The organism is Rathayibacter sp. VKM Ac-2927 (assembly GCF_022815525.1).
In the GTDB taxonomy this organism is placed as follows: domain Bacteria; phylum Actinomycetota; class Actinomycetes; order Actinomycetales; family Microbacteriaceae; genus Rathayibacter; species Rathayibacter festucae.
Map to the genome: position 1 here is coordinate 852,019 of NZ_JALGRT010000001.1, position 24,475 is coordinate 876,493.

Here is a 24,475-nt window from a genome sequence, read left to right on the forward strand (position 1 = left end):
TATCGAGATCCCCTTCCGCCGGCCGTGCTGGCGACAGTGGGTCTCGATACGCCCCTGCGGGGCTACTCGACCAGCATGGCTGCGGCCGTCTCTTCCAAGGAGATCCCCTCTCCGCCGGAGGTGCGGCGTCAGAGGGTCGTCGCCTCGGACTCGGTCTCGACGTCGTCGGAGGGCGCCTGCTCGACCGGCCGGGACCGCCAGCGCAGGGCCGCGACGCCCATCGCGAGCAGCAGCGCGAACGGCAGGCTGCCCAGCAGCGGGATCGAGGCGTAGTAGGTGATCTGGCGCTGGATCCACTCCGGTGACGGGGTGTCGGAGTCGCCGTAGTACGACGCGGGCGGCGAGGAGTAGCCGCTGTAGAGCAGCGCGACGCCGAGCACGCTGCCGGCCAGCCCCGCGAGCAGCAGGGCGAGCAGCCAGGGATTCCGCCAGAGCGGCGCCGACGGCTCCACGGCGACCTCGACGCGGCGGACGGACGTCTCCTCGGGCGCGGGATCGGCGAACGGCTCCCGGGACAGTGCCACATCCGAGGGCAGCCGGGCGGGTGCGCTGATCGGAGTGCCGCTCTCGGCCGCCCGCCGCGAGCGCCGGCTGTCGGCCGTGGTCGCGATGTCGGCGAGCGCGGGCGGCCGCCGACGCGCGATCCCCTCCGGTGCCGTCACCGGCCGGGCGAAGGCGCGCTCGTCGCCGCGCACCCGGTCCACTCCCCCGGTGAAGCCCCGCTGGAAGGCGGCGTCGTACCGCGGATCGACGCGCTCGCGCTCGGCTCCGCCTCGTTCAGTCATCGTCGACCTCCGGTTCGCTGCCGAGGATCCCGCGCAGCCAGTCACGCGCCTCGATGAACACCTCGTCGTCGTAGCGTCGCACGTACGAGACCGGACGGCGATCCGCGCGGGGATACGAGCCCAGGAAGATCACCCGCGGACTGAAGCGGCGGAGGCCCAGCAGGGCGTCGGCGACCCGCTCGTCGTGCGCGTGGCCGTCGAGGTCGATGACGAAGCGGTAGCGGCCGAGGGCGTCGCCGATGGGCCGCGACTGGATCATGCTCAGGTTCACTCCGCGGGTCGCGAACTGCTCGAGCATGTCGAGCAGCGCGCCGGGGGCGTCGGAGGGCAGCTCGACGATCAGGCTGGTCTTGTCGGCGCCCGTCGGCTCGGGCAGCACCCGCGAGCGCGAGACGTGCACGAAGCGGGTGACCGCGTTCGGGTTGTCGCCGATCCGCTCCGCGAGCACCTCGACGTCGTGGTGGCGGACGATGCCCGGCGGTGCGATCGCGGCCTGGGCGGGCGAGCCCGCGAGCAGGTCGATCGTGGCCTGCACGTTGCTCGACGCGGGCAGGTGCTCGTGGCTCGGAATCGTCCGGTCGAGCCACTCGCGGCACTGCCCGTAGGCGACCGGGTGCGCGGCGACGATCCGCACGTCCTCGAGCCGCGCGCCCGGGCGGCCGACCAGGATGAAGGACACCGGCACGAGGTACTCGCCCACGATCCGCACGCCCGGGATCCGCGCCAGCGCGTCCTGCGCGGCCGTCACCCCGCCCTCGACCGAGTTCTCGATCGCGATCACCGCGCCGTCGCTGCGCCCCGAGACCAGGTCGTCGAGCGCCTCGCCGACGTTCCCGACGCTCCGCCAGACGTGCCCGCGCGCCTCGGGGACCTGCGCGAGCGCCGCCTCCGTGAACGTGCCGGAGGGCCCGAGATAGCTGTAGGTGCGGGGAGCGGGGGCGGTGTCGGGGACACCGTCGGAGGCGCGGTCGGGCATGGCGGACAGCCTAGCCAGCGCCTGTCCAGCCGGTATCGCGGCCCCGGCGCGACTGCCACTATGGACCCCATGACCGATCGCGCAGGGAAGCCGGCAGAGGCCTCCGATCTCATCGACGTCGAGGCCCTCGTGAGGGCGTACTACGAGAAGAAGCCGGACGTGTCCGACCCCTTGCAGAAGGTGGTCTTCGGCACCTCCGGGCATCGCGGCTCGTCGTTCGACACCGCCTTCAACGAGGACCACATCGCGGCGGTGACCCAGGCCATCGTCGAGTACCGGACGAACGAGGGCATCACCGGGCCGCTCTTCATCGGCGCCGACACCCACGGCCTCTCGCGCCCGGCGCTGACGACCGCGCTCGAGGTGCTGGTCGCCAACGAGGTGCGCGTGCTCGTCGACGAGTTCGACGACTACGTGCCGACCCCGGCGCTCAGCCACGCGATCCTCCGCTACAACAACGACCCGTCGCACACCGACCGGGCCGACGGCATCGTGGTCACCCCCTCGCACAACCCGCCCCGCGACGGCGGCTTCAAGTACAACCCGCCGCACGGCGGCCCCGCCGACTCCGACGCCACCTCCTGGATCGCGAACCGCGCCAACGAGCTGATCGCCGACGGCAACCGCGACGTGAAGTCGGCCGAGCCGAGCGCCGTCGAGACCTACGACTACCGCACGCACTACGTCGCGGACCTGAAGAACATCATCGACATCGACGCGATCAAGAAGGCCGGGGTGAAGATCGGAGCCGACCCGCTGGGCGGCGCCTCGGTGCACTACTGGCAGCTGATCGCCGAGATGTACGAACTCGACCTGACGGTCGTCAACGGCGAGGTCGACCCGGCCTGGGGCTTCATGACCCTGGACTGGGACGAGAAGATCCGGATGGACCCGTCCTCCCCCAGCGCGATGGCCTCGGTCGTCGCCCGGGCCGGCGACTACGACATCCTCACCGGCAACGACGCCGACGCCGACCGCCACGGTATCGTCACGCCCGACGGCGGCCTGATGAACCCGAACCACTACCTCGCGGTCGCGATCGACTACCTGTACCGCCACCGCTCCGGCTGGCGCGAGGACGCGGCGATCGGCAAGACGCTGGTCTCCTCCTCGATCATCGACCGGGTCGCGGAGTCGCTCGGCCGCCGCCTCTGGGAGGTGCCGGTCGGCTTCAAGTGGTTCGTGCCCGGGCTGGTCGACGGCTCGGTCGGCTTCGGCGGCGAGGAGTCGGCGGGAGCGTCGTTCCTCCGCTTCGACGGGACCGTCTGGACCACCGACAAGGACGGCATCCTGCTGGCGCTGCTCGCCTCCGAGATCGTCGCCGTCACGGGCAAGAGCCCCTCGGCGCTGTACCGCGAGCTGACCGAGCGCTTCGGCGACCCGGTCTACGAGCGCGTCGACGCGGTGGCCACGAAGGCGCAGAAGGCGGCGCTGGGCAAGCTCGACGGCGACGCGATCTCGGCGACCACCCTCGCCGGCGAGGAGATCGTCGCCAAGCTCTCGAAGGCCCCCGGCAACGACGCGGCGGTCGGCGGCGTCAAGGTCGTCACCGAGAACGCGTGGTTCGCTGCGCGCCCCTCCGGCACCGAGGACGTCTACAAGATCTACGCCGAGTCCTTCCGCGGCCTCGACCACCTGCACGAGGTGCAGGCCGAGGCCCGCACCATCGTCGACGCCGCCCTGGGCTCCTAGCCCGCGCCGCCCCCGCCGAGTCGCCCGAGAAGGCTCGTTCTCCACCCCGGGAACGAGCCTTCTCGGGCGAGTCAGTGGGGCCTGTGGACAACTCCGCGCACGGGAGGGCCAGAGGCGCCAGCATGGCGCGGTGAGTGGCGACGAGCCGGAGGGCGTCTTCAGCGTGGCGGCGGGGAGCGCCGCGGGGCTGTCGCGTGCGCGGATGCGGTCAGCGGAGTACGCGTCGCCGGCCTACGGAGTCAGATCGACGGCTCCGGCCGTCACGCTCGCGGATCGCTGTGCGGCGATGCTGCACCGGCTCGGCGACCACGTCTTCGTCTGCGGGCCGACCGCGGCTCTCCTCTGGGGTGCGCCGCTCGACCGGCGCTGGGAGCAGCGGCTCGTCCTGGACGTCGCCGTCGTCGCACCGGCTCGGGCGCCGCATGCGCGCGGTCTTGCAGGACGCAGCCTCTCCGTAGATCGTGACGTCGACCTCGTCGTCGGCAGGCGAGGCGCGCTGACGACTCCGGCCCGTACCTGGTGCGACCTCGGCGCCGTCCTCGAGCTCGCGGACCTCGTCGCGGTCGGCGACGACCTCCTCCACCGACGTCTCCTCACCGAGGAGTCTTTGTGTGCCGCGCTCGACCGGTATCCGGGTCGACGCGGGATCGCACGCCTGCGTCGAGCCCTCGGGCTGCTCGACGGCCGGGCGGAGTCCCGTCCCGAGTCGCAGGTCCGTGTGGCTCTGGTGCTCGCGGGGATCTCGGGTCTCGAGGCGAACGTCGAGATCCGTGACGAGGCGGGCGCCTTCCTCGGCCGGGTCGATCTCTGCATCGCTCGGGCCCGTGTGGTCATCGAGTACCACGGCGACTACCACCGCTCCGAGCCCGGGCAGTGGCGGAGGGACGTCGCCCGCGCCCGCCGCCTCCGCGCGGCCGGCTGGACCGTGATCGAGCTCACCGGCGACGACCTCGCCGACCTCGCCTCCGTCGTCGCCCAGGTGCGCGCGGCGCTACACCACTGACTCGCCCGAGAAGGCGAGTTCTCGGGGTGGAGAACGAGCCTTCTCGGGCGACTCAGCGGGTGTCGGCTACCAGCGGGGGTGGACCGTGGGGCGGAAGTGGGTGTCGTAGAGGGCGTTGACGGCCTCCATGAAGGCGGGGCCGAGGGGGGCGGCGTCCGCGGCGGTGGCGTTCGCCTTCGCCTGCTCGACGGAGCGGGCGCCGGGGATGACGGCGGTGACGCCGTCCTGCTGGATGATCCAGGCCAGCGCGGCGGCGGCGGGGGCCAGGCCGTGGTCGGCGGCCAGGCGGGAGAACTCCTGCGCGGCCTCGACGCCGGTCGCGAAGTCGACGCCCGAGAAGGTCTCGCCGACGTCGAAGGCGGAGCCGTCGCGGTTGTAGTTGCGGTGGTCGTCGGGTGCGAAGGTCGTCTCCGTCGTGTAGCGGCCGCTGAGGAGGCCGGACGCGAGCGGGACGCGCGCCAGGATCCCGACGCCGGCCTCGCGGGCCGCCGGCAGCACCGCGTCGAGCGGCTTGAGGCGGAACGCGTTCAGGATGATCTGGACGCTCGCGACGTTCGGCCGCGCGATGGCGGTGAGCGCCTCCTCCGTGCGCTCGACCGAGACGCCGTAGTGCGCGATGGCGCCCTCGTCGACCAGGGTGTCCAGCGCGTCGAAGACGGCGTCGTCGGAGTAGACGGAGGTCGGCGGGCAGTGCAGCTGCACGAGATCGAGCGTGTCGACGCCGAGGTTCGAGCGCGAGCGGTCGGTCCAGGCGCGGAAGTTGTCCAGCACGTAGTTCGCGGGGACCTGCTCGACGCGGCGGCCCATCTTCGTCGCGACGAAGACGCCCGCGTCGGGGTGCGCGGCGCGCCAGGCGCCGATGGTCCGCTCGCTGCGGCCGTCGCCGTAGACGTCGGCGGTGTCGAAGAGGGTGACGCCGGACTCCGCCGCGGCGTCGAGGATCGCGAGGGCGTCGCTCTCCGCGACGTCACCCCAATCGGCACCGAGCTGCCAGGTTCCGAGGCCGACGACGGAGACGGGCGCACCGGTGCGGCCGAAGATTCGAGTTTCCATTCCTCCACCGTAGGTGCGGCCGGAGGATGCGAGCAGCCCCTTGCGCGTGCCCTACCGTCGGAGCATGAGCCTCGTCGTCCTCGGAAGCGCCAATCTCGATCACGTCCACCGGGTCGCCCGCATCCCCGCCCCCGGCGAGACCGTCCTCGCCCTCGACTCCCGCACCTTCCCCGGCGGCAAGGGGCTCAACCAGGCGGTCGCCGCCGCCCGCACAGTCGCGGGCAGCAGCTTCGTCACGAGCCTCGGCCGCGACGCCGCGGGCGACGAGCTCGCGGGGCTGCTGGCGGAGGAGCCGCTCGAGCTGCACGCGCGCCGCGGCGACGAGCGCACGGGCACCGCGCAGATCACGGTCGACGACTCCGGCGAGAACGCGATCGTCGTCGACTCCGGGGCGAACGCCGCCTTCACCGACCTGACCGCGCAGGAGGAGGCGCTGATCGCCGGCGCCTCGGCGCTCCTGCTGCAGCTCGAGATCCCGGTCCCGACCGTGCTGGCGGCGGCGCGCGCCGGCCGCGCGGCGGGGACCACCACGATCCTCAACGCGGCGCCGATCGGCCCGCTGCCCGAGGAGCTGCTCGCCGAGCTGGACGTGCTGATCGTCAACGAGCACGAGGCGCGCGAGCTCGGCGCCGAGCGCGGCATCGCGGCGGCGGACGACACGGCCCTCGCCGTCGCCCTCACCGCGCTCGTGCCGGTGGTGCTGGTCACCCTCGGTGCGGACGGCGTCGTGGTCGCCGTCCGCGACCGCGAGTCGGTGCGCGCACCCGCCTTCCGCGTCTCCGTCGTCGACACGACCGGCGCGGGCGACACCTTCTGCGGCGTCTTCGCGGCACGGCTCGCGAGCGGCGGCGAGAGGCTCGACGACCCGGCCGCGCTGGTCGAGCTCGTCCGCTGGGCGACCGCCGCCGCGGCGATCTCGGTCACCCGGGCGGGAGCGGCGGTCTCGACGCCGACGGCGGCCGAGACGGAGGCGTTCCTCGCCGAGCACGGCGCCTAGCGACGGCACCCTCGAGGACGGCGCGCTTCCGCGTCAGTCGACGGAGGCGATCCGGACCGCGATGCGCGCGCGACGCCCGGGGTGCTCGCGCCGGCACCACTCGCGCACCGCGGAGCCGACCGCGCGGGCGATGTCGGGCGCCGACGACTCGGCGGCGACGCAGACCTCCGCGGACACCGACACCTCGTCGCCGAGGACGCGCACGAGCACCGGCTCGGCGAAGGTGCCGCCGGAGACCGCGCCGAGCGGGCCGTCCGCGGGATCGACGGTGGCGGGCGTCAGCGCGCCGGCCGCGTGGGCGAGGACGTCGCGCACCTGGCCGCGCGCCGGGACGAGCATCGCCACTCCCGCGAGGGCGCGGATCTCGGCGGTGAGCACGGCGGCCGCGCTCGGCGCGGATCCAGCGGGGGCGACCGCGGGGACCAGCACGGCCGGGGCGACGGGGATCGGCTCGGACCCGCTCACGACTCCTCCCCTCCCGGCACGTAGACGTCCTCGACGCGCACGTCGATCGTCGAGACGCGCAGCTCGGTCTGGGTGAGCAGCCGCGAGTGGATGCGCTCGCGCACCTGCTGGGCCGCGTCGGCGATCGGCACGCCCCAGAACACCGAGATCGTCACCTCGACCGCGATGTCGGCACCCGGATCGGCGACGTCGCCCTGCAGCCGGCAGCGGCCGACGAGGACTCCGGAGACGCTGTCGCCCGCCTCGCGGACGATGCCGCGGACGGCGCCCTCGGTGATCGTCAGCTCGACGTCGGGGTCGGTGCTCGCGAGCGGGATGTCGCGTCCGGCCCGCGCCTCGCGCCGCACCTGGGTGAGGATCGAGCCGAACCAGCTCTCGGTGGGCGCGGGCAGGTGCGCCGCGTCGTCGTCGATCAGCGCACCGGAGAGCGCGCGGACGCGCTCGAGGGCGCGCAGCGTGCGCCGGTGCTCCGGCGACTCCTCGATGGCGGGGTCGTAGGGCAGGCGGCCCCGGTCCAGGTAGTCGCCGAGCTCGTCGATGCCGATCGCGTCGGCGGAGCCGTCGTCCGGCTCGGCGTCGGCGTCGTCCGCGACCAGCGGAACGGGCAGCGGCAGCACGGCGTCCTCGCCGGTGCCGGGCAGGCCGGGCGTCCCGCCGGGCGTCTCGTCCGGGGTCATCGCGCCGACTCCTTCATCGCGCCGACTCCTTCTCCGCGGGCCCTCATCGCCAGTCCTCCATCGCCACGACCAGCGACTCCCGTGCTCGGGCGAGCTTGCCGCGGACGGCGGTGGCGGTGATGCCGAGGTGCTCGGCGATCTCACTGTACGACTCGCCGCCGACCTCGCGGAGCAGCCAGCACTGCCGCTGGGTCTCGGGCAGCTCGGCCAGCGCCTGGGCGAGAGCGCGCATCGCGTCGCTCTGCTCGACCGATTCGAACGGCCCGGGCTCGCGCGCCGGCGGGTGCTCGACGGCGTCGACGTCGTCGACCGGCTTGCGCTGGCGGAGCAGGTCGACGCTGGAGCGGCTGACGATCCGCATCATCCAGCTCCGCACGCTCGCCGGCTCCTGGAGCTGCGGGAGCTGGGCCCAGACGGTGATCAGCGCGTTCTGCACCGCGTCGGAGGCGTCCGCCTGCGAGCCGGTCAGCCGCCAGGCGTAGGCGCGGAGGATCGACTGGTGCCGCTTGACCAGCACCTCGAACGCGCGGACGTCGCCCTCGGCGGAGCGCTCGGCGAGGAGCGCGTCGCTCGCCGTCTCCAGACCGGGCATGGGACTCCTCCAGCGGGCACCGGCTCGAGCCGGCATCGACCATCAGGTGACTGTCAGGAAAAACTCCGGATCGCACCGTGACGAATCCCCGTCGGGCTCCGTCTCACTCATGAAAGCACAGCCCGACGGGAAATCCGCCGGACTCCCCGACCCCGGCCGCGAACCACCAGCGGCCGACGACACGCACAGGAGTCACCATGAGCGACAGCACGCGCACCCCCGCCACCCCCGCCACTCCCACCGCCCCCCGCGTCGACAGGGCCTCGGTCGACACCGTCACCAGCCTCGGCAACAGCGCCGCATCGGGCACGGCTCAGGGCCGCACCGTCATCGACGACGCCGTGATCGCCAAGGTCGCCGGCATCGCCGCGCGCCAGGTGCCCGGCGTCTTCGCCCTCGGCAACAACGCCGCCCGTGCCTTCGGCGCGATCCGCTCGGCCGTCGGCGGCAACGACCACGCCCAGGGCGTCAGCGTCGAGGTCGGCGAGACCCAGGTCGCCGCCGACGTCACCCTCGTCGTCGAGTACCCGGTGCCGATGCAGTCGGTCGCCGACCAGGTCCGCGCCGCGGTCTCCGAGGCCATCACCGAGCTCGTCGGCATGTCCGTCGCCGAGATCAACGTCGCCATCGTCGACGTGCACATCCCCGGCGAGGACAAGGGCGACACCGAGACCGAGAGCCGCGTCCGATGAGCGACCCCCGCACTCCCGCCCCCGCCCCGGCCGGCCGCAGCACCACGCTGGGCCTCGTCGTCGGCGCGGTCCTCGCCTTCGCCGCCCTGCTCTTCGGCTTCTGGGGCTTCGTCCTCACCGCCGTCTTCATGGCGCTCGGCGTCCTGATCGCGCGGATGCTGGATGGCTCGCTCGACGTGCGCAGCCTCGTGGACGTGTTCCGCGGCCGCACCACCTCCCGCTAGGAGTCGCCGTGACCGCACTCGACCAGCGTCCCGGCGAGCGGACCGCTCCGTCGGAGCCGGGCACCGTCACCATCTCCGTCCGCTCCCTCGAGCGGATGGCCGTGGCGGTCGTCCACGAGGAGCTGGGCGTCGAGGTCTCCGCGATCCGCGTCCGGCTGTCGGACGACAGCGGCGGCCTCGCGCTCGCCGTCTCCGCCCCGGTCCTGACCGAGGGCGCTTCCACCGCCGAGGGGAGCCTGCTCGATCGCCTCCACCGCGACCGGGCGGCCATCGCCTCCCGGATGGGCGCGCTCACCGGCCGCACCGTCAGCCGCGTGGACATCCGCGTGACCGGCACCCGCACCCCGACCCGAGCCACGAGGAGAGTCGCATGAGCCCCGCAGCCACACCGCGCGACGCGGCGCCGGACGCGCGCTACCGCCGCTACCTGCGCCGCGAGACGCACAGCTCGCGCTCGGCCGCCCAGATCGTCGTGCTCGTGCTGATCATCCTGATCGCCGCGTACGTCGGAACGGAGGCGGTGCTCGCGATCTTCGGGTCCGCTCCGCTGCTGCTCGCACCGTCCGCGCTCCTCGGCGCGATCGTCGGCGTGACCGGTCTCGCCTCCGCCGCGATCATCGGCATCGCCGTCGGCACCGCGGTGCTGGCGCTGATCCTGCTGGTCCTCGCCCTCGCCCCCGGGGCCCGCGCCCGCCACACCGTCGCGGACGATCGCCTCGCCGTGGTGATCGACGACGGCGTCATCGCCTCCTCGCTCGCCCGCTCGGCCCGCTCTGCCGCCCGGTCGCGTCGCGAGGACACCCGCGCCTCGATCGGCCGCCGCACCGCCGTGATCGAGGTGACCCCCTCCTCGGGGATCACCGTCGACCGCGACTCCGTGCAGTCCGCCGTCGACGACGAGCTGAGCCGCATCGCGGCGACGCCCGCCACCCGCGCCACCGTCCGCATCTCCGAGTCCGGGAGGATCTGATGACCACGAGCAACCGGTTCGTGAACCGCCTGATCCTCTTCCTGGTCGGCCTCGTCCTCGCCGCCGTCACGGCAGGCCTGGTCCTGATCGCCGTCTCCCAGCCGGTCCGCGACGCGGTCGCCGACTTCGCGGACGGCCAGGGCGCGGCCCTCGTCTCCCGCATCTCGCCGGAGGACGGCACCGCCTGGAGCGACGCGGCCGTGCTGTGGCCGCTCTACGCGATCGTCGGGATCTGCCTGCTGGGCATCGTGCTCGCGATCGTCCTGATCTCCGCGCACGGCCACGGCCGCACGAGCACCGTCCTCACCGACGCGGGCTCGTCCAGCGGGGTCGCCGGAGAGGTCGAGATCGCCACCGGCTTCGCCGAGGACGTGCTCGAGAACGCGCTGGCAGGCCGCACCGACCTGATCGACGTCACGGTCTCGGCCTACCGCCACGGCTCGTCGACGGCGCTCAAGGTCCGGGTCCTGCCCCGCGGCGGGGTCTCGCCCCGCACGGTCGTGGACGCGGTGCACCAGGAGGTCCTGGAGCTCGATCGCCTGCTCGGCGCGCGACTGCCCGTCGTGCTCGAGGTCGCCTCGAGCGCCCGGGCCGGGTTCTCCAAGGAGGACCGGGTCGCCTGACCCGCGAGCACCCGCGCTCACCCACCACTTCCTCCGGCGGCCGTCGCCGGAGGACGAACCGAATCGAACGGAAGGAGCCCCTCATGGGTGCTGACGACAAGATCCGCAACGCGGCCGAGAACCTGCTCGGCAAGGCCAAGGAAGCGGCCGGCAAGCTGACCGACAACGAGAAGCTCGAGGCCGAGGGCCAGGCCGACCAGACCAAGGCGCACACCAAGAAGGTCGGCGAGGACGTCAAGGACGTCTTCAAGAACTGACGCCCGCGTCGAACGACGAAGAGGCCGCCTGTCGCTGATGCGACGGCGGCCTCCTTCGCTGTGTCCGGGCTCCCTGCGGAGTCCTGAGCTCGCGGCTCCGGGGTTCCGGCTCAGACGCTCCAGAACATGATGCGCCCGGCCGAGGCCGAGTCGATGCTCTGGTCGAGGTTGTCGGCGGTGTGCGAGGAGTAGAGGATCGTGCTCCCCTTCACGCTCGTGACGACGCCGGTGTGGTCCCAGTCGCCCGAGCCGTCCCAGTCGAACTGCACGACGTCGCCGGGCTTCACGTCCGCGCGCTGCGCGTTCGTCAGGGGCGTCGCCCGCTCCGGGTGCGCGGCCAGGTAGGAGTTGAAGGCGGTCGAGGAGGCCCAGGCCGAGCTGTAGCCGCCGGTGCGCGAGTAGCTCCACTCGTCGTCCATCTCCCAGCCGCGGGCGATCAGCGACTGCGAGGTGAAGTTGACGCAGTCGTTGCCGCCGATGACGCCGTACTGCGCGGAGTTGTAGTCGGACCAGTAGGTCTGCAGGTAGTCGAGCTGCGAGGCGAGGCGGCTGGCCTCGAGCGCGGCGGCGGCCTTCGCGGCCTCGATCGCCGGGTCGGGCGTGTAGGCGAAGGTGATCGCGGAGGCGACGACCTTGGTGGTCGCGAGGACGCCGGTGGCGGTCGGGCTGGGCGAGGCGGTCGCGGTGGGGGCGACGAGCTCAGCGGGCTGCGCCTCGGCCGTGGCGGCGGCCGGCGTCGCGGTCGGAGTGGCGGTAGCGTCGGCGGCCGTCGGAGTGGCGGCCGGAGTGACCGTGGTCGCGGTCAGCGGCTCCTCGGTCGGAGTCGTGGTGTCCACGGCGGGCTGCACCGTCTCGACCGGCGTGCCGTCCACGGTCGCGGCGGCGACGGAGTCCGTGACGGCGTCGAAGGTGATCGGCGCGCCACCGGCGTCGAAGAAGGCGACGGGGACGACACCCTCGGTCTCGCCGTCCGCGGGCGGCGCCGTGACGGTGATCTGGTCGGGGTTGTCGACGGTGACGCTGCCCTCGGCGTCGCCGAAGCGGACCGTGGCGACGGAGTCGAGGTTCGAGCCGGCGATGGTGACGCTCGTGCCGCCGGCGACGGTGCCGGTGGTGGTCGAGACGCTGCTGAGCACCACGCGGGCGTCGGCCGTGGTGGCCGGCAGCACGGTGACGGGAGCGGCCGTCGCGGTCGGGGAGGCGGTGGAGGCGGTCGCCGACTCGGCGTCGGCGGAGGCGCCGACGGTGAGGCTCACACCGGAGGCGGCGGCCACGAGGACGAGCCCGCCCGACATGGCCAGCACGAGGTGCCGGCGCGAGGGGCGGAAGAAGGAGGAGCCGCGACGAGCGGGCTCGACGCGCTGGCGGTGCCCCTCAGCGGCGCGACGGTCGCGGCGGGAGGGGAAGACGTCGCCGCTGGCGGGGTGCAGCGGGGCTCCGGCGGAGGGGCGGATGCCCTCGGCGGCCGGCGCGAGCGCGGCGGGAGCGAGGACGGCCGGGGCCGGTGCCTCGACCGCGGGAGCGGCGGCAGCGGCAGGAGCGGCGACCGGAGTCGCGCGGACGCGGCCCTCGCGCTCGCGCGCCTCACGGCGGGTGAGCGGCGGTGCGAGCTGAGCGTCGGCGGGGGCGACCTCGGCGGCAGCGGGCACGGTGGAACGGGTGGAACTGTGGGGCACAGGGGAACTCACGGGTCGGTGCGCACGGGGGCGGGGGCGTGCGGAATTTCAGGGGGAAGCGGCCATGTCACCACGCGGGAGTCGGAGTCCCCTAAGGGTGACCTCCGAAAGCACTCCGAGTAACGGTACGGTAACAACGCCCGTCTGTCACGTCCGCTTCTGATCGCGGCCGTCTCCGCAAGCCCTTGCGCACCGGTTTCCGGACACATCCGGATGTCCGAACGGACACGCCGTCAGCCCTCGAGCCGCTCGATCCTCCGCACGGCCGCGCGCCGCCGATTGCGCAGCCACCCCCAGCTGGAGAAGTTCCGGGCGTAGAAGATCCAGAGTCCCGGGATGGTCGGCAGACCCTCCTCCGCCAGGCGCGCGTTGATCCGCTGCCCGTCCTTCCCACTGCCGTCGCTCTCGGCGAAGACCGATTGGAGGCGAACGAGCACGTCGGAGGAGAACGGATGTCCGGCGATCGCAGCGTCGATCACCTCCAGCTCGCGCTGCAGCTTCTCCCGCGTCGGTCTCCGGAGCACCATGCTTTCCTTCCGCCTTTCGGCCACGCGGGCGGGAACCCCTCCCGCCCGCGTCTCAACAGGCTCGTCAGCCTCCGACGGGTGCGCCGACAGCTCCCCAGCCCGTTCGAGCCCAGGGCAGGCTCACCCACGGACGACGAGCGGGTTCAACCCCGATGCCGCTCGATCCTCCGCACGGCCGCGCGCCGCCGGTTGTGCAGCCACCACCAGCTGAGCGAGTACCGCAGCGTGGAAGCTCCGATCGTCTGAAGTTCCGGCAGGCCCTGCTCACGGAGTCGCGCGCTGATCAGCTCCTTGTCCCCGTCGCCGTCCTCGATGACGGCGAAGGCGCGCGTGATCGGCTCGGACCTGAAGGGATGGGCTTCAATGGCGTCATCGATCGAGCGGAGCTCACGCGATAAGCGCTCAGGTGAGCGTCGGCAGAACACGCTCCGGCCCTACTTTCCCCGGAGGCAGACCATGATCGACACGGCCAGCCCTCCACCGATCGATCCCGGCCCGCCCGACGCCATGATCGACACGATCTGCGGTCCGTTGATTCCAAGTCCGAGGAGGCACTTGAACACGAAGGGCGCCAGCCACGCCGGATCGGCAACGACCGGGTACGCCACTCCGGGCGCCGTGTGATCGACGGTCTGAGTGAGGGTCGAGCCGGACACCGAGTAGTGCGTCGGGATCCGGTCCCCGTCCGCGTCGATCGCCCACGCTCCGCCGATGAGCAGCGCGATGCCGCCGTCGGCGTCGACGACCGCCGCTCCCTCGCCGAGCAGCTCGAGCCGCTGGCCCTCGGCGAGGGTCACGTCGTAGGAGTAGTCGGCCGGAGCCTGAGCATCCGCGATCGTCGTCAGCATCTGCACGCCTCGATCGCCGACCACGACGGAGGTCGCACTGTGAGCTCCGGGGTACACGACTCCGCCGCCCGCGAGGGCGGCAGCCGGACCGGCGCTCTCCGCGTCAGGGAGATCGACGATCACGGTCCGAGCACCGTCGCCGATCCGAACACCGGCGGACGGATCGGACGGCACGACGACCGAGCCGGAGCCCAGGGCGGCCGTTCTGGCACCCTCGAGAACAGCGTCGTGGAGGAGAGTCGGATCGACCCTCTCGACGTTCTCGAGGGCCTCGGCGACCGTCGCCGGCGCGAGCGTCGGCGGGCCCGGATCCTCGGCGGCGATGGCCGCCGGGGCGAGGAGTGCGGAGACGGCCACGAGGGCTGTGAAGGACAGTGCGGACGAGCGCCTCGAGGAGGCGAGCAGCGGGAATGTCATGAGATCTCCTTCGATCGAAAGCGAGCCTGCCTCGCTTTGAAGGAGAGGTTAGGGACGCGCTCGTTCGAACGGAAGGCGTGGCGTGGGACGCCCGACAGGGCGCGCCAGGAGGCGCGAGGGGGTGATCTCGAGCCGCCGATCAACCGTCCGGGGACGCCGCTACGAGACCGTGCCCGGCGCGTAGTCGGGGGCGTCCGGCAGCCCGAACAGGCGCTCCAGCGTCGGAATGCCGGCGTCGTGCAGGTGCTGCGCGAGCTCCACGCCGATGTAGCGGAGGTGGTACGGCTCGGACTCGTAGCCGGTGATCGGCGTGGTGTCGGGCTTGTAGCGGACGAGGAAGCCGAAGCGGTGCGCGTTCGCGCCGACCCACTGGCCCTCGGGGGTGTCGCCCCAGCAGATCTCGAGGGCGCAGGTCCCCGAGGAGCCGACGACGTCGACGGCCCAGCCGGTCTGGTGCTCGCTGTGCCCCGGGCGCGCGCTGGTCGCGTCCGCTCCGGCCTGGCCGCGCGAGGACACCCAGCCGGCATAGACGCTGACCTGGGTGTCGTAGGAGCGGTAGGCGCTCTGCACCGCGAGCGTCAGCCCGGCCTCGCTCGAGGCCGCCGCGAACATCGGCACCAGCGCGTCCGCGGTCGCCTGGCGCATCGGCTGGCGGTTGACGTAGCGGACGTCGGGGTAGACGAGGTCGGCCGGCACGTAGTCGACCGGGTTCAGGGTGCGGAGCTTGTTGACGACCACCCAGATGCTGGCCGGGTCGTCGTTCGAGTGGGCGGAGAGGTCGATCCCGGGCGTCGCAGTCGGCGTCGGCGTGGGCGTCTCGGTCGGGGTCTCGACCGGAGCGGCGCTCGCCGTGGCGGAGGCGCCGGCCGACGCGCCCGGGGTGGCACTCGGAGTCGCGGACGCGGTCGGAGCGTTCGCGCGGCCGGCGCCGAGGGCCGCGTTCACGCCCACGGCGGCGATCCCGGCGGCCACGGCGACTCCCCCGATCACCAGGGCTCGGCGCGGTACGGGGCGCCCGTCGGGGGCCGGGTTCTCGTCCGAGGTCATGCTCCGAGCCTACGCGGGGCCCCGTTCGCGCCCGCGGAGAGCCCTGTCAAGCACTGAGGGGTGTCTCCGTTCAGCACTGCTCCTCCATGGGGGTGTCGAATATCCTCAAAGGATTCACATAAGCAGACCCCCTAGCTTGAGTGACAGCCTCGGCGACCGCGCGCATCCGCCCCCTCGGATGAGCCGCCCACCGGTCCCGATGACGAGAGGACCCCATGCTGCGCCCCCTGCACGTCCGAGCAGTCCCCCTCCCCGCCCTCGCCCGCGCGATCGAGCTGCCCGACGGCGACGTCCCGCCCGTCGAGGTGACCGGGATCACGCTCACCGCCTCGGACGTCGAGCCGGGCGACCTCTTCGTCGCTCTCGCCGGCGTCCACCGCCACGGCTCCGACTTCGTCGCCGAGGCCGCCGAGCGCGGCGCCGTCGGCGTCCTCACCGATCCGGCCGGCGAGTCCGCCTCACGCGCCACCGGTCTGCCCGTGCTGGTCGTCGACGACCCGCGGGCCCGCCTCGGCGCCGTCGCCGCCGTCGTCTACGCGACCACCGAGCGCGCCCCCCTGCTCCTCGGCGTCACCGGCACCAACGGCAAGACCTCGACGGTGCACATGCTCGAGGGGATGCTGCGCCAGCTCGGCGTCGTGCCCGGCCTCAGCTCCACAGCCGAGCGCCACATCGGCGACACCTCGGTGACGAGCGGGCTGACCACTCCCGAGGCCACCGAGCTGCACGCTCTCATCGCCCGGATGCAGGAGGAGGGCGTCGGCGCCGCGGCGATCGAGGTCAGCGCGCAGGCCCTCACCCGGCACCGCGTCGACGGCGTCGTCTTCGACGTCGCGGCGTTCACGAACCTGAGCCACGACCACCTCGACGACTACGGCGACATGGACACCTACTTCGCCCAGAAGGTGCAGCTGTTCCAGCCCGACCGCTCCCGCCGCGCGGTCGTCTCGCTCGACTCGCCCGCCGGGCAGCGGGTCGTGGCGGAGGCGGGCGTGCCCGTCACCACGATCACCTCGCTCCCCGACGTCGACGCCGACTGGCGGGTGAGCATCCTCGAGCAGGAGTTCGGCCGCACCCACTTCCGCGTCGAGAACCGGGAGAACCGGGCGATCACCACCTCCGTCCCGATCATCGGCTCGCACATGGCGGCCAACGCCGCCCTGGCGATCGTGATGCTGATCGAGGCGGGCCGCCCGATCGGCGAGATCCGCGCCGCCCTGCACCGCGACGGAGGCCTCGACGTCTCGCTCCCCGGCCGCACCGAGCGCGTCTCGGGCGATCGCGGCCCCACCGTCTACGTCGACTTCGGTCACAGCGCCGACGCCTTCGCCCGCACGCTCGAGGCGGTCCGCGAGGTCACCACGGGCCGCGTGATCATGGTCTTCGGCGCCGACGGCGACCGCGACGCCCTCAAGCGGCCCGCGATGGCCGAGGCGGCCGTCTCGGGCAGCGACGTGCTGGTGATCACCGACCACCACCCGCGCTTCGAGGATCCGGCGTCGATCCGCGCCACGCTGCTGGCGGCGGCTCGGGCGGCGCGTCCCGACGGCGAGATCCACGAGGTCGACGACCCCAAGCGGGCGATCCGCGTCGCGGTGTCGCTGGCGCACGAGGGCGACTCGATCCTCTGGGCGGGACCCGGGCACCAGAACTACCGCGACATCGAGGGCGTGCGGACGCCGTACTCGGCACGAGCGGAGGCGCGGGCGGCGCTCAGCGAGGCCGGCTGGGCCGAGGCGGGGGTGCCGGCGCACAGCTGATCGCCGGCGCTCCGGGCCCTCGATCGCCGGCGCTTCGGGCGCTTGATCGGGGGAGCTCCCGGGCCCGGATCGACGACCTCGGACCCCGGATCGGGCGGTCCCCTCTGAGATCCTCCACAGGCTCGCCGGAAGCAGTGCCGGTGAGCTCGCACGCGGTGTAACTTTGCGCAGCACGCAACGTTTGCGGCGGTCCGCCGTGCCCTGGCGGCGTCCGCCAGACAAGGGGACCCCCGTGACCGATTCCGCCCGCCCGCCCGCGACCGCCGCCTCCCCGTCGGGCGCGATCATGACGCACCGCCAGATCCTCTTCGTGATCTTCGGCCTGATGGCGGGGATGTTCCTGTCCTCGCTCGACCAGACCATCGTCGGCACGTCGATGCGCACCATCGCCGACGACCTCGACGGCCTCTCGCAGCAGGCCTGGGTCACCACCGCGTACCTGATCGTCTCGACGATCGCGACGCCGATCTACGGCAAGCTCTCCGACATCTTCGGCCGCCGCCCGCTCTACCTGATCGCCATCGTCCTGTTCCTGATCGGCTCGCTCCTGGCGGGCTTCGCGACCTCGATGCTCGGCCTCGCCGGCTTCCGCGCGGTGCAGGGCCTCGGCGCCGGCGGACTGATGTCGCTCGCCCTCACGGTGATGGGCGACATCCTCCCGCCGCGCGAGCGCGCCAAGTACCAGGGCTACTTCCTCGCCGTCTTCGGCATCTCGAGCGTCGTCGGTCCGCTGATCGGCGGGCTCCTCGCCGGCACCCCCGAGATCCTCTTCATCACCGGCTGGCGCTGGGTCTTCCTGATCAACCTGCCGATCGGCGCCGTCGCGCTCTTCATCGTCGTGCGCTTCCTGCACCTGCCCAAGCCCGCCGCCCGCCGCTCCGTGCGGATCGACTGGTGGGGCGCCGCGCTCGTCATCGTCGCCGCCGTGCCGCTCCTGCTCGTCGCCGAGCAGGGCCGCGAGTGGGGCTGGGGCTCGCCGATCGCCTGGGTCTGCTACGTCGTCGGCGTGCTCGGCATCGTCGGCTTCATCGCCGCGGAGCGGATGATGGGCGACGACGCGCTGATCCCGCTCAAGCTCTTCCGCTCGCCGACCTTCTCGATGGCGACCGTCCTGGGCGTGCTCGTCGGCTTCGGCATGTTCGGCGGGATGATGGCGCTCCCGCTCTACCTGCAGCTCGTCAACGGCGCGACGCCGACCGAGTCCGGCTTCCTGATGCTGCCGATGATCCTCGGCCTGATGATCGCCTCGATCGTCTCGGGCCAGATCATCTCCCGCACCGGCCGCTACCGCGCCTTCCCCATCCTCGGCACCTTCCTGATGTCGGCGGCGTTCTTCTACCTGTCCTTCGTCTCGATCGACAAGCCGGTGATCTTCGTGATGGGCGGCATGCTGCTGCTCGGCCTCGGCCTCGGCCAGATGATGCAGACGCTGACCCTCGCCTCGCAGAACTCGGTCGACACGGCGAACATGGGCGTCGCGACCAGCGCCTCGACGTTCTTCCGCCAGATCGGCGGCACGCTGGGCACCGCGGTCATCTTCTCGGTGCTGTTCAGCCGCATCCCGGAGACGATCGCCGCGGCGTTCAAGAACCCGACGATCGCTGCGAACCTGCAGGCCGCCGCCTCGGACCCGACCATCGCGGCCGACCCGGCCAACGCCGGCATCCTGAAGCTGCTGCAGTCGCAGGACTCGTCGGCGATCGGCTCCGCACTCGACGGCGACACCTCGTTCCTGAACACGGCGAACGACGCGCTCTCGGCGCCGTTCCTCACCGGCTTCAACGACGCGACGGTGACCGTGTTCCAGGTCGCGCTCGGCGTGGTCCTGCTCGCCTTCGTGCTCTCCTGGTTCCTGAAGACCCCGCCGCTGCGGGCGAAGTCGGCCATGCAGGAGGCTCACGACCTCGCGAACGAGGACGCCGCGGCCGAGCTGCGCCGCACCGACCCGCAGATGGCCGCCCGCGCCGGTGCCGATCTCGCCGCCGGGAGCATCGAGCCCGACGTGCGGACCGACTCCGTCGCCACGGCGACCCGGCGCACGGAGGACGGCGACCGGCGCGGCTGAGCGCTCCGCCCGGTCGACTCCCCGCGACCCTCGACGGCCCGGACGCCTCGGCGTGCCGGGCCGTCGGCGTTCCCGGAGCCGTGCCTCCGCCCGCCATGCCGCCTTGCCCACCGCCCACCCCGCCAGCGCGGTGAGAGAGCGCTCCACCGGGATGGTCGTAGGATGACGGGACAGCCGCCGAAGGAGTCCGCAGTGACCGTTCCCCCCTCCCCCGCCTCGCCGACCCTGCCGGAGCAGATCGCCCGGGCCGAGCGCCTCGCCGCACGCGACTGGCCCGCCGGATTCCTCTGGGGCTCCGCCACCGCCGCCGCGCAGATCGAGGGTGCCGGCCACGAGGGCGGCAAGGAGGACAGCATCTGGGACGCCTTCTCCCGCGTCCCCGGTGCCGTCGCGAACGGCGACACCCCCGAGGTCGCCGTCGACCACTACCACCGCATGCCCGCCGACGTGCAGCTGATGAAGCGCCTCGGCCTCGACTCCTACCGCTTCTCGGTCAGCTGGTCGCGGGTGAAGCCCGGCGACCGCGCCGTCAACGACGAGGGACTCGACTTCTACTCGCGCCTCGTCGACGAGCTGCTCGGCGCCGGCGTCCTGCCCTGGCTGACCCTCTACCACTGGGACCTGCCGCAGGCCCTCGAGGAGACGGGCGGCTGGACGAACCGCGACACCGCCGAGCGCTTCCGGGACTACGCGGAGGCCGTCCACGCGCGCCTCGGCGACCGGGTGGCGCACTGGACCACCTTCAACGAGCCGTTCTGCTCGACCCTGCTCTCCTACGGCGCCGGGATCCACGCGCCGGGTGTCATCTCCCAGCAGGCCGCCCTCGCCGCCGTGCACCACACCCACCTCGCGCACGGGCTCGCCGTCTCGGCCCTGCGCGAGCTCGGCGCGCAGAACCTCGGCATCACGCTCAACCTCTCCAACGCCGTCCCCGACGACCCGGAGGACGAGGTCGACCTCGACGCCGCCCGCCGCTTCGACGCGCTGCAGAACCGCATCTTCCTCGACCCGCTGCTGCTCGGCGAGTACCCCGAGGACCTGCTCGAGGACGTCGCGGGCCTGGGCCTGGACGAGCTGATCCAGGACGGCGACCTGGCGACGATCGCGCAGCCGCTCGACTTCCTCGGCGTGAACCACTACCACGACGACAACGTCTCCGGGCACCCGCTGCCGGCCGGCGCGGAGGACTTCGCCCAGGCGACCGAGCGCGAGGTCGGCTCGCCGTGGGTCGGCTCGGAGTCGATCACCTTCCCCTCGCGCAGCCTCCCCCGGACCGCGATGGACTGGGAGGTGCACCCCGACGGGCTGCGCTACCTGCTCACCCGGCTGGGCCTGGAGTACGAGAACCTGCCGCCGCTCTACGTCACCGAGAACGGCGCCGCGTACGACGACGTCGTCGAGGACGGCCGCGTGCACGACGTCGACCGCACGCAGTACGTGCTCGACCACGTCGAGAAGGTCGCCGACGCGATCGACCAGGGCGCCGACGTCCGCGGCTACTTCGTCTGGTCGCTGCTCGACAACTACGAGTGGGCCTGGGGCTACGAGAAGCGCTTCGGCATCGTCCGCGTCGACTACTCCAGCCAGGAGCGGCTGATCAAGGACTCGGGACTCGTCTACTCGCGCCTCCTCGGCGGCGCCGCGGCCGAGGCGCTGGACTAGACCGTGTCCGAGGGGATCAGGGGAGGCGGGCGCTCGCCGACGCTCGAGGCCGTCGCCGCGCGGGCAGGCGTCTCCCGCGCCACGGTCTCGCGGGTCGTCAACAACGCGCCGCAGGTCGCCGCCGAGATCGTCGCCGCCGTGCAGAAGGCCATCGCCGAGCTCGACTACGTGCCCAACCGGGCCGCGCGGATGCTCGCCTCCCGCCGCACTCAGTCCATCGCGCTGATCGTGCCGGAGTCGACCGCGCGCGTCTTCGCCGACCCGTTCTTCGCCGCGATCGTGCAGGGCGCCGCCATGCGCCTCGCCGACACCGACTACACGCTCTCGATGCTGATCGCGTCGGAGACCAGCGGCGAGAAGACCCGCCGCTACCTCCTCGGCGGCAACGTCGACGGCGCCCTGGTCGTCTCGCACCACTCCGGCGACCACTCCTATGCCGCGCTGTCGAACTCGCTGCCGATCGTCTTCGGCGGCCGGCCGCTCTCGCCGGACGAGCGCGACTCCTACTTCGTCGACGTCGACAACGCCGACGGGGCCGCCGTCGCGACCGCGCACCTGATCGCGGGCGGCCGCCGCCGCATCGCGACCATCGCCGGCCCGGCCGACATGCCCCCCGGCGTCGACCGCCTGATCGGCTGGCGCAGCGCCCTCACCGACGCGGGCCTCGACGACTCGCTCGTCGAGTGGGGCGACTTCTCGCCCGAGAGCGGCACGGAGGCGATGCGCCGCCTCCTCGAGCGCGACCCCGCCATCGACGGGCTCTTCGCCGCCAACGACCAGATGGCCGTCGGCGCCTACGCCGCGCTCCGCGAGGCCGGCCGGCGCGTCCCCGAGGACGTCGCCGTCGTCGGCTTCGACGACGACATCTTCGCCCGCTCCGCGGTGCCCGCCCTCAGCACCGTCCGCCAGGTCCCCGTCGAGCTCGGCGCCCGCATGGCCGAGCTGCTGACCGCCCGCATCGAGGGCGCCGACGTCGAGCACCGCACCCTGATGCCCACCGAGCTGATCGTCCGCGCCAGCTCCTGACCGCGCCCGCCGCACCTCCCCTCCCCGCGAGCCCCCGCCTGCCCTCCCCCGCCCGTCCTCCCCGCCCGTCCTCCCCGCCCGTCCTCCCCGCCCATTCCTCAAAAGTTGCGGTAGTCGCACGCGAGTACCGCAACTTTCGAGGAGTCGCCGCGTCGGCAGCGGCGTCCGGCCGACCCCCAGCCGGGAGCGCGAAGGCGGCCCCTCTCCCACTCCTCAAAAGTTGCGGTAGTGGCGTGCGACTACCGCAACTTTTGGAGAGTGACCGGGACGGGAGCGCGACCGGCCGAATCGGTGCGGGGCGTGCGGCACGGAGGGCTGAGCCCTCCCCGACTCCTCAGTAGTTGCGGTAGTGGCGACGCGTGACTACCGCAACTTCTGGAGGGTGGGCGCGGCGTCAGCCGACCCAGCCGTGGGCGCGGAGGGCGGCGCGGATCTCGGCGATCGTGCGCGCGCGTCCGCGGGCCAGGCCCTCGGCGCGGACGGGGACGGTGATCCAGCCCGCGAGCTGGAGGTCGAGCAGGCGCTGCCGGTCGCGGGCGAACTGGGCGTCTCCGGTGCGGTGATGAGCTCCGTCGTACTCGGCCAGCACCTTCCACTCCTCGAAGACGAGGTCGCCGATCGCGATGAGGCGACCGCCCGCCCTGATCGGGGCGTTCGCCCGCGGCGCGGGGAGACCTGCTTCGACGACGGCGAGACGCAGATCGGTCTCAGGTCGCGAGGCGGCGGCGTCCGACGCGACGGCCAGCGCCGCTCGAAGTGCCCGTGACCCTCGCCCGTGGTAGGCGTCGAGCGCGAGCGCGAGCTGCTCCTTCGTCGCGAAAGGACGATCGACCGAGGCTGCCCGCGGGACGAACAGGAGGTGGTCGGTCGCCGTGACCAGCTCCTTGTGCGGCAGCTCCGCTCCGAGGAGCAGCCAGGTCGAGGCGGCATCGGTGACGGGGAGCCCGAGTCGCTCGACCACGCTCACCCTGGTCGCCGAGATCACGTGCCCGATCACCCCGCGGCACCGGGGCGGACGAGCCGGGTCGAAGACGGACACGTGCACCGGATCGTCCTCGGCGGCGCGAGCAGGCAGGGGGATCCCGAAGACGACAGCCGCGGTGAGATGCGAGTAGAACTGCCCGGCACGCAGCCTCGGCACGTAGGCCTGCGCCCGCTGGAGGTGTGTCCTCGGCTCGACGAGCGTCCGCACCCCGTGGAAGGGGCGGGCGAGAGCGCGGCTCCGGACCCGGTCCTCCGTCCAGCCGGCCTTGATCGCGGCACCGCGGGTGAAGGCTCCGAGGGGACCGACTGCTTCGCTCATCCCCCGATGGTGCACGGCCCTCCGCACCCCCACCGGTTCTCCACAGCCCCGCTCCCCCGCGACTCCCCTGTGGAGGAGCCTCCCGCGCCGGATCCGCCGCCCACTCCTCGAAAGTTGCGGTAGTCGCGCGCCACTACCGCAACTTTTGAGTTATGGGAGGGGGAGCTCGGGCCCGTGCCACGTGGCGAGGCGGGCCTCAGAGGTACAGCGGCTCCGGGTCGTGGGCGGCGAAGCGGCGGCGCATGACGGCGATGGCGTCGGCGTGCTCGTCGACGAGGACGAAGCGGCGGCCGAGGGCGTGGGCGACGGCGCCGGTGGTGCCGGAGCCGGCGAAGAAGTCGAGGACGGCGTCGCCCTCGCGGCTGGAGGCCTGGACGATGCGACGGAGCACGCCCTCGGGCTTCTGGGTGGGGTAGCCGGTCTTCTCCCGGCCGGTGGGCGAGACGATGGTGTGCCACCAGACGTCGGTGGGGCGCTTGCCGCGCTCGGCCTTCTCGGGGGTGACGAGGCCGGGCGCCATGTACGGCTCGCGGTCCACGGCGGCGGAGTCGAAGTGGTAGCCGCGGGGGTCCTTCACGTAGACGAGGATCGTGTCGTGCTTGGTCGGCCAGCGCTTGGTGGCCTTGGCGCCGTAGTCGTAGGCCCAGATGATCTCGTTGAGGAAGCACTCGCGGCCGAACAGGGCGTCGAGCAGCACCTTGGCGTAGTGCGCCTCGCGGTAATCGAGGTGCAGGTAGAGGGTGCCGTCGTCGGCGAGCAGGCGCCAGGCCTCGGCGAGGCGCGGCTCGAGGAAGGACCAGTAGTCGTCGAAGCGGTCGTCGTAGCGGAGGAGGTCGCCGCGGATGCGCTCGTAGCTGCGGCCCTTGAAGCCGGAGATGGTCCCGGTCGCCGAGCGGACGGAGGTGGTCGACGTCCTCACCTGCGCGCGGCCGGTGTTGAACGGCGGATCGAGGTACACCACGGTGAAGGACCCGTCCGCGAGCAGCGGCAGGACCTCGAGGTTCTCGGCGTGGATCACCGCGCTCCGGGTCTCCGGGACGCCGTCCGCGATCTGGATCGTCCTGGGCACTCCGCAATGGTGTCACGGGGGCGGCGGCCCCTCCGACACGGCGCCGGCCCCTCCGACACGCCTCGGCGG

Annotated in this window: 26 protein-coding genes; 13 read left to right on the forward strand and 13 right to left on the reverse strand. The window is 72.8% G+C overall.

The window, feature by feature from the left end:
* Positions 1–128 precede the first annotated feature (128 nt).
* Positions 129–785, reverse strand: coding sequence for a hypothetical protein (locus MT353_RS04065; protein ID WP_243600524.1), 657 nt, complete (start codon positions 783–785; stop codon positions 129–131).
* On the reverse strand, positions 778–1,761 hold the full coding sequence (gene pheA / locus MT353_RS04070; protein WP_123734993.1) for a prephenate dehydratase: 984 nt from the start codon (positions 1,759–1,761) through the stop codon (positions 778–780). The genes MT353_RS04065 and pheA overlap by 8 nt, the downstream gene beginning before the upstream one ends.
* Before the next feature lie 69 nt (positions 1,762–1,830).
* Between pheA and pgm the strand changes: the two genes are divergently transcribed.
* Both pgm and MT353_RS04080 read left to right on the forward strand, forming a co-directional pair.
* Positions 1,831–3,453: a phosphoglucomutase (alpha-D-glucose-1,6-bisphosphate-dependent) gene (pgm, locus tag MT353_RS04075; RefSeq protein ID WP_123734992.1), complete on the forward strand. Its 1,623-nt coding sequence runs from the start codon at positions 1,831–1,833 to the stop codon at positions 3,451–3,453.
* Positions 3,454–3,583: 130 nt separating this feature from the next.
* Entirely contained in the window at positions 3,584–4,456 is an 873-nt protein-coding gene (locus MT353_RS04080) for a DUF559 domain-containing protein (RefSeq protein ID WP_243600523.1), read from the forward strand.
* Between the two features lie 66 nt (positions 4,457–4,522).
* Here MT353_RS04080 and MT353_RS04085 read toward each other — a convergent pair whose 3' ends face one another.
* Complete coding sequence (locus tag MT353_RS04085) at positions 4,523–5,509, reverse strand: aldo/keto reductase (protein WP_243623650.1); 987 nt, start codon at positions 5,507–5,509, stop codon at positions 4,523–4,525.
* Positions 5,510–5,573: 64 nt separating this feature from the next.
* Here MT353_RS04085 and MT353_RS04090 point away from each other — a divergent pair, with 64 nt between their 5' ends.
* Positions 5,574–6,506, forward strand: a complete 933-nt coding sequence (locus tag MT353_RS04090; protein WP_243623651.1) for a ribokinase — start codon at positions 5,574–5,576, stop codon at positions 6,504–6,506.
* Between the two features lie 33 nt (positions 6,507–6,539).
* Here the strand turns inward: MT353_RS04090 and MT353_RS04095 are convergent, their stop codons facing one another.
* Genes MT353_RS04095 through MT353_RS04105 form a run of 3 tightly spaced genes read right to left on the reverse strand, consistent with a single transcriptional unit; the run spans position 6,540 to position 8,240 of the window.
* Positions 6,540–6,971, reverse strand: a complete 432-nt coding sequence (locus tag MT353_RS04095; protein ID WP_243600520.1) for a hypothetical protein — start codon at positions 6,969–6,971, stop codon at positions 6,540–6,542.
* The gene (locus MT353_RS04100) at positions 6,968–7,648 is read right to left on the reverse strand and encodes an Asp23/Gls24 family envelope stress response protein (RefSeq protein ID WP_123734987.1); all 681 of its coding nucleotides are present in this window, start codon (positions 7,646–7,648) and stop codon (positions 6,968–6,970) included. Before MT353_RS04100 ends, MT353_RS04095 begins: the two co-directional genes overlap by 4 nt.
* A 43-nt stretch (positions 7,649–7,691) precedes the next feature.
* Positions 7,692–8,240 carry an RNA polymerase sigma factor gene (locus tag MT353_RS04105; protein ID WP_123444992.1) on the reverse strand — a complete coding sequence of 183 codons (549 nt, stop codon included), beginning with the start codon at positions 8,238–8,240 and terminating at the stop codon, positions 7,692–7,694.
* A gap of 197 nt (positions 8,241–8,437) precedes the next feature.
* Between MT353_RS04105 and MT353_RS04110 the strand changes: the two genes are divergently transcribed.
* The 6 genes from MT353_RS04110 (at position 8,438) to MT353_RS04135 (ending at position 11,006) form a co-directional block, all read left to right on the forward strand.
* The gene (locus tag MT353_RS04110) at positions 8,438–8,932 is read left to right on the forward strand and encodes an Asp23/Gls24 family envelope stress response protein (protein WP_243623652.1); all 495 of its coding nucleotides are present in this window, start codon (positions 8,438–8,440) and stop codon (positions 8,930–8,932) included.
* Positions 8,929–9,156, forward strand: a complete 228-nt coding sequence (locus tag MT353_RS04115) for a DUF2273 domain-containing protein (RefSeq protein WP_123444990.1) — start codon at positions 8,929–8,931, stop codon at positions 9,154–9,156. Before MT353_RS04110 ends, MT353_RS04115 begins: the two co-directional genes overlap by 4 nt.
* A gap of 8 nt (positions 9,157–9,164) precedes the next feature.
* Positions 9,165–9,530: a hypothetical protein gene (locus MT353_RS04120; RefSeq protein ID WP_123734984.1), complete on the forward strand. Its 366-nt coding sequence runs from the start codon at positions 9,165–9,167 to the stop codon at positions 9,528–9,530.
* On the forward strand, positions 9,527–10,126 hold the full coding sequence (locus tag MT353_RS04125) for a DNA/RNA endonuclease G (protein WP_243623653.1): 600 nt from the start codon (positions 9,527–9,529) through the stop codon (positions 10,124–10,126). Before MT353_RS04120 ends, MT353_RS04125 begins: the two co-directional genes overlap by 4 nt.
* Entirely contained in the window at positions 10,126–10,749 is a 624-nt protein-coding gene (locus tag MT353_RS04130) for an alkaline shock response membrane anchor protein AmaP (protein ID WP_243600518.1), read from the forward strand. The genes MT353_RS04125 and MT353_RS04130 overlap by 1 nt, the downstream gene beginning before the upstream one ends.
* 83 nt (positions 10,750–10,832) lie before the next feature.
* On the forward strand, positions 10,833–11,006 hold the full coding sequence (locus MT353_RS04135; RefSeq protein WP_123444986.1) for a CsbD family protein: 174 nt from the start codon (positions 10,833–10,835) through the stop codon (positions 11,004–11,006).
* Between the two features lie 110 nt (positions 11,007–11,116).
* Here MT353_RS04135 and MT353_RS04140 read toward each other — a convergent pair whose 3' ends face one another.
* The 5 genes from MT353_RS04140 to MT353_RS04160 form a co-directional block, all read right to left on the reverse strand.
* Positions 11,117–12,655 (reverse strand): amidase domain-containing protein, encoded by a 1,539-nt coding sequence (locus tag MT353_RS04140; RefSeq protein WP_243623654.1) that lies wholly within the window; start codon positions 12,653–12,655, stop codon positions 11,117–11,119.
* A 260-nt stretch (positions 12,656–12,915) separates the two neighbouring features.
* Positions 12,916–13,209 carry a hypothetical protein gene (locus MT353_RS04145; RefSeq protein ID WP_243623655.1) on the reverse strand — a complete coding sequence of 98 codons (294 nt, stop codon included), beginning with the start codon at positions 13,207–13,209 and terminating at the stop codon, positions 12,916–12,918.
* Between the two features lie 143 nt (positions 13,210–13,352).
* Positions 13,353–13,634 (reverse strand): hypothetical protein, encoded by a 282-nt coding sequence (locus MT353_RS04150; protein WP_243623656.1) that lies wholly within the window; start codon positions 13,632–13,634, stop codon positions 13,353–13,355.
* A 9-nt stretch (positions 13,635–13,643) separates the two neighbouring features.
* Positions 13,644–14,474, reverse strand: coding sequence for a hypothetical protein (locus MT353_RS04155; protein WP_243623657.1), 831 nt, complete (start codon positions 14,472–14,474; stop codon positions 13,644–13,646).
* Between the two features lie 159 nt (positions 14,475–14,633).
* Positions 14,634–15,521: a M15 family metallopeptidase gene (locus MT353_RS04160; protein ID WP_243623658.1), complete on the reverse strand. Its 888-nt coding sequence runs from the start codon at positions 15,519–15,521 to the stop codon at positions 14,634–14,636.
* Between the two features lie 215 nt (positions 15,522–15,736).
* Here MT353_RS04160 and MT353_RS04165 point away from each other — a divergent pair, with 215 nt between their 5' ends.
* From MT353_RS04165 to MT353_RS04180, 4 genes are all read left to right on the forward strand, one after another.
* Entirely contained in the window at positions 15,737–17,281 is a 1,545-nt protein-coding gene (locus MT353_RS04165; RefSeq protein WP_243623659.1) for a Mur ligase family protein, read from the forward strand.
* A 286-nt stretch (positions 17,282–17,567) separates the two neighbouring features.
* Positions 17,568–19,346 (forward strand): MDR family MFS transporter, encoded by a 1,779-nt coding sequence (locus MT353_RS04170; RefSeq protein WP_243623779.1) that lies wholly within the window; start codon positions 17,568–17,570, stop codon positions 19,344–19,346.
* A gap of 162 nt (positions 19,347–19,508) precedes the next feature.
* Positions 19,509–21,008: a GH1 family beta-glucosidase gene (locus MT353_RS04175; RefSeq protein WP_374204685.1), complete on the forward strand. Its 1,500-nt coding sequence runs from the start codon at positions 19,509–19,511 to the stop codon at positions 21,006–21,008.
* Positions 21,009–21,011: 3 nt separating this feature from the next.
* Positions 21,012–22,034, forward strand: a complete 1,023-nt coding sequence (locus tag MT353_RS04180) for a LacI family DNA-binding transcriptional regulator (RefSeq protein WP_123701991.1) — start codon at positions 21,012–21,014, stop codon at positions 22,032–22,034.
* A gap of 394 nt (positions 22,035–22,428) precedes the next feature.
* On the opposite strand, the gene MT353_RS04185 is transcribed toward MT353_RS04180, so the two are convergent.
* Both MT353_RS04185 and MT353_RS04190 read right to left on the reverse strand, forming a co-directional pair.
* The gene (locus MT353_RS04185) at positions 22,429–23,337 is read right to left on the reverse strand and encodes a hypothetical protein (RefSeq protein WP_243600511.1); all 909 of its coding nucleotides are present in this window, start codon (positions 23,335–23,337) and stop codon (positions 22,429–22,431) included.
* A gap of 196 nt (positions 23,338–23,533) precedes the next feature.
* Positions 23,534–24,406 carry a site-specific DNA-methyltransferase gene (locus MT353_RS04190; protein WP_123444978.1) on the reverse strand — a complete coding sequence of 291 codons (873 nt, stop codon included), beginning with the start codon at positions 24,404–24,406 and terminating at the stop codon, positions 23,534–23,536.
* Positions 24,407–24,475: the final 69 nt, after the last annotated feature.

Bases quoted from the DNA above. Each gene is read 5' to 3' on its own strand.
- MT353_RS04155 (WP_243623657.1), bottom strand. From the start codon at position 14,474: ATGACATTCCCGCTGCTCGCCTCCTCGAGGCGCTCGTCCGCACTGTCC.
- MT353_RS04090 (WP_243623651.1), top strand. From the start codon at position 5,574: ATGAGCCTCGTCGTCCTCGGAAGCGCCAATCTCGATCACGTCCACCGG.
- MT353_RS04125 (WP_243623653.1), top strand. From the start codon at position 9,527: ATGAGCCCCGCAGCCACACCGCGCGACGCGGCGCCGGACGCGCGCTAC.
- MT353_RS04065 (WP_243600524.1), bottom strand. From the start codon at position 785: ATGACTGAACGAGGCGGAGCCGAGCGCGAGCGCGTCGATCCGCGGTAC.
- MT353_RS04115 (WP_123444990.1), top strand. From the start codon at position 8,929: ATGAGCGACCCCCGCACTCCCGCCCCCGCCCCGGCCGGCCGCAGCACC.
- MT353_RS04100 (WP_123734987.1), bottom strand. From the start codon at position 7,648: ATGACCCCGGACGAGACGCCCGGCGGGACGCCCGGCCTGCCCGGCACC.
- MT353_RS04135 (WP_123444986.1), top strand. From the start codon at position 10,833: ATGGGTGCTGACGACAAGATCCGCAACGCGGCCGAGAACCTGCTCGGC.
- MT353_RS04085 (WP_243623650.1), bottom strand. From the start codon at position 5,509: ATGGAAACTCGAATCTTCGGCCGCACCGGTGCGCCCGTCTCCGTCGTC.
- MT353_RS04160 (WP_243623658.1), bottom strand. From the start codon at position 15,521: ATGACCTCGGACGAGAACCCGGCCCCCGACGGGCGCCCCGTACCGCGC.
- MT353_RS04175 (WP_374204685.1), top strand. From the start codon at position 19,509: ATGACGGGACAGCCGCCGAAGGAGTCCGCAGTGACCGTTCCCCCCTCC.
- pheA (WP_123734993.1), bottom strand. From the start codon at position 1,761: ATGCCCGACCGCGCCTCCGACGGTGTCCCCGACACCGCCCCCGCTCCC.
- MT353_RS04165 (WP_243623659.1), top strand. From the start codon at position 15,737: ATGCTGCGCCCCCTGCACGTCCGAGCAGTCCCCCTCCCCGCCCTCGCC.
- MT353_RS04185 (WP_243600511.1), bottom strand. From the start codon at position 23,337: ATGAGCGAAGCAGTCGGTCCCCTCGGAGCCTTCACCCGCGGTGCCGCG.
- MT353_RS04110 (WP_243623652.1), top strand. From the start codon at position 8,438: ATGAGCGACAGCACGCGCACCCCCGCCACCCCCGCCACTCCCACCGCC.
- MT353_RS04105 (WP_123444992.1), bottom strand. From the start codon at position 8,240: ATGCCCGGTCTGGAGACGGCGAGCGACGCGCTCCTCGCCGAGCGCTCC.
- MT353_RS04145 (WP_243623655.1), bottom strand. From the start codon at position 13,209: ATGGTGCTCCGGAGACCGACGCGGGAGAAGCTGCAGCGCGAGCTGGAG.
- pgm (WP_123734992.1), top strand. From the start codon at position 1,831: ATGACCGATCGCGCAGGGAAGCCGGCAGAGGCCTCCGATCTCATCGAC.
- MT353_RS04170 (WP_243623779.1), top strand. From the start codon at position 17,568: ATGACGCACCGCCAGATCCTCTTCGTGATCTTCGGCCTGATGGCGGGG.
- MT353_RS04130 (WP_243600518.1), top strand. From the start codon at position 10,126: ATGACCACGAGCAACCGGTTCGTGAACCGCCTGATCCTCTTCCTGGTC.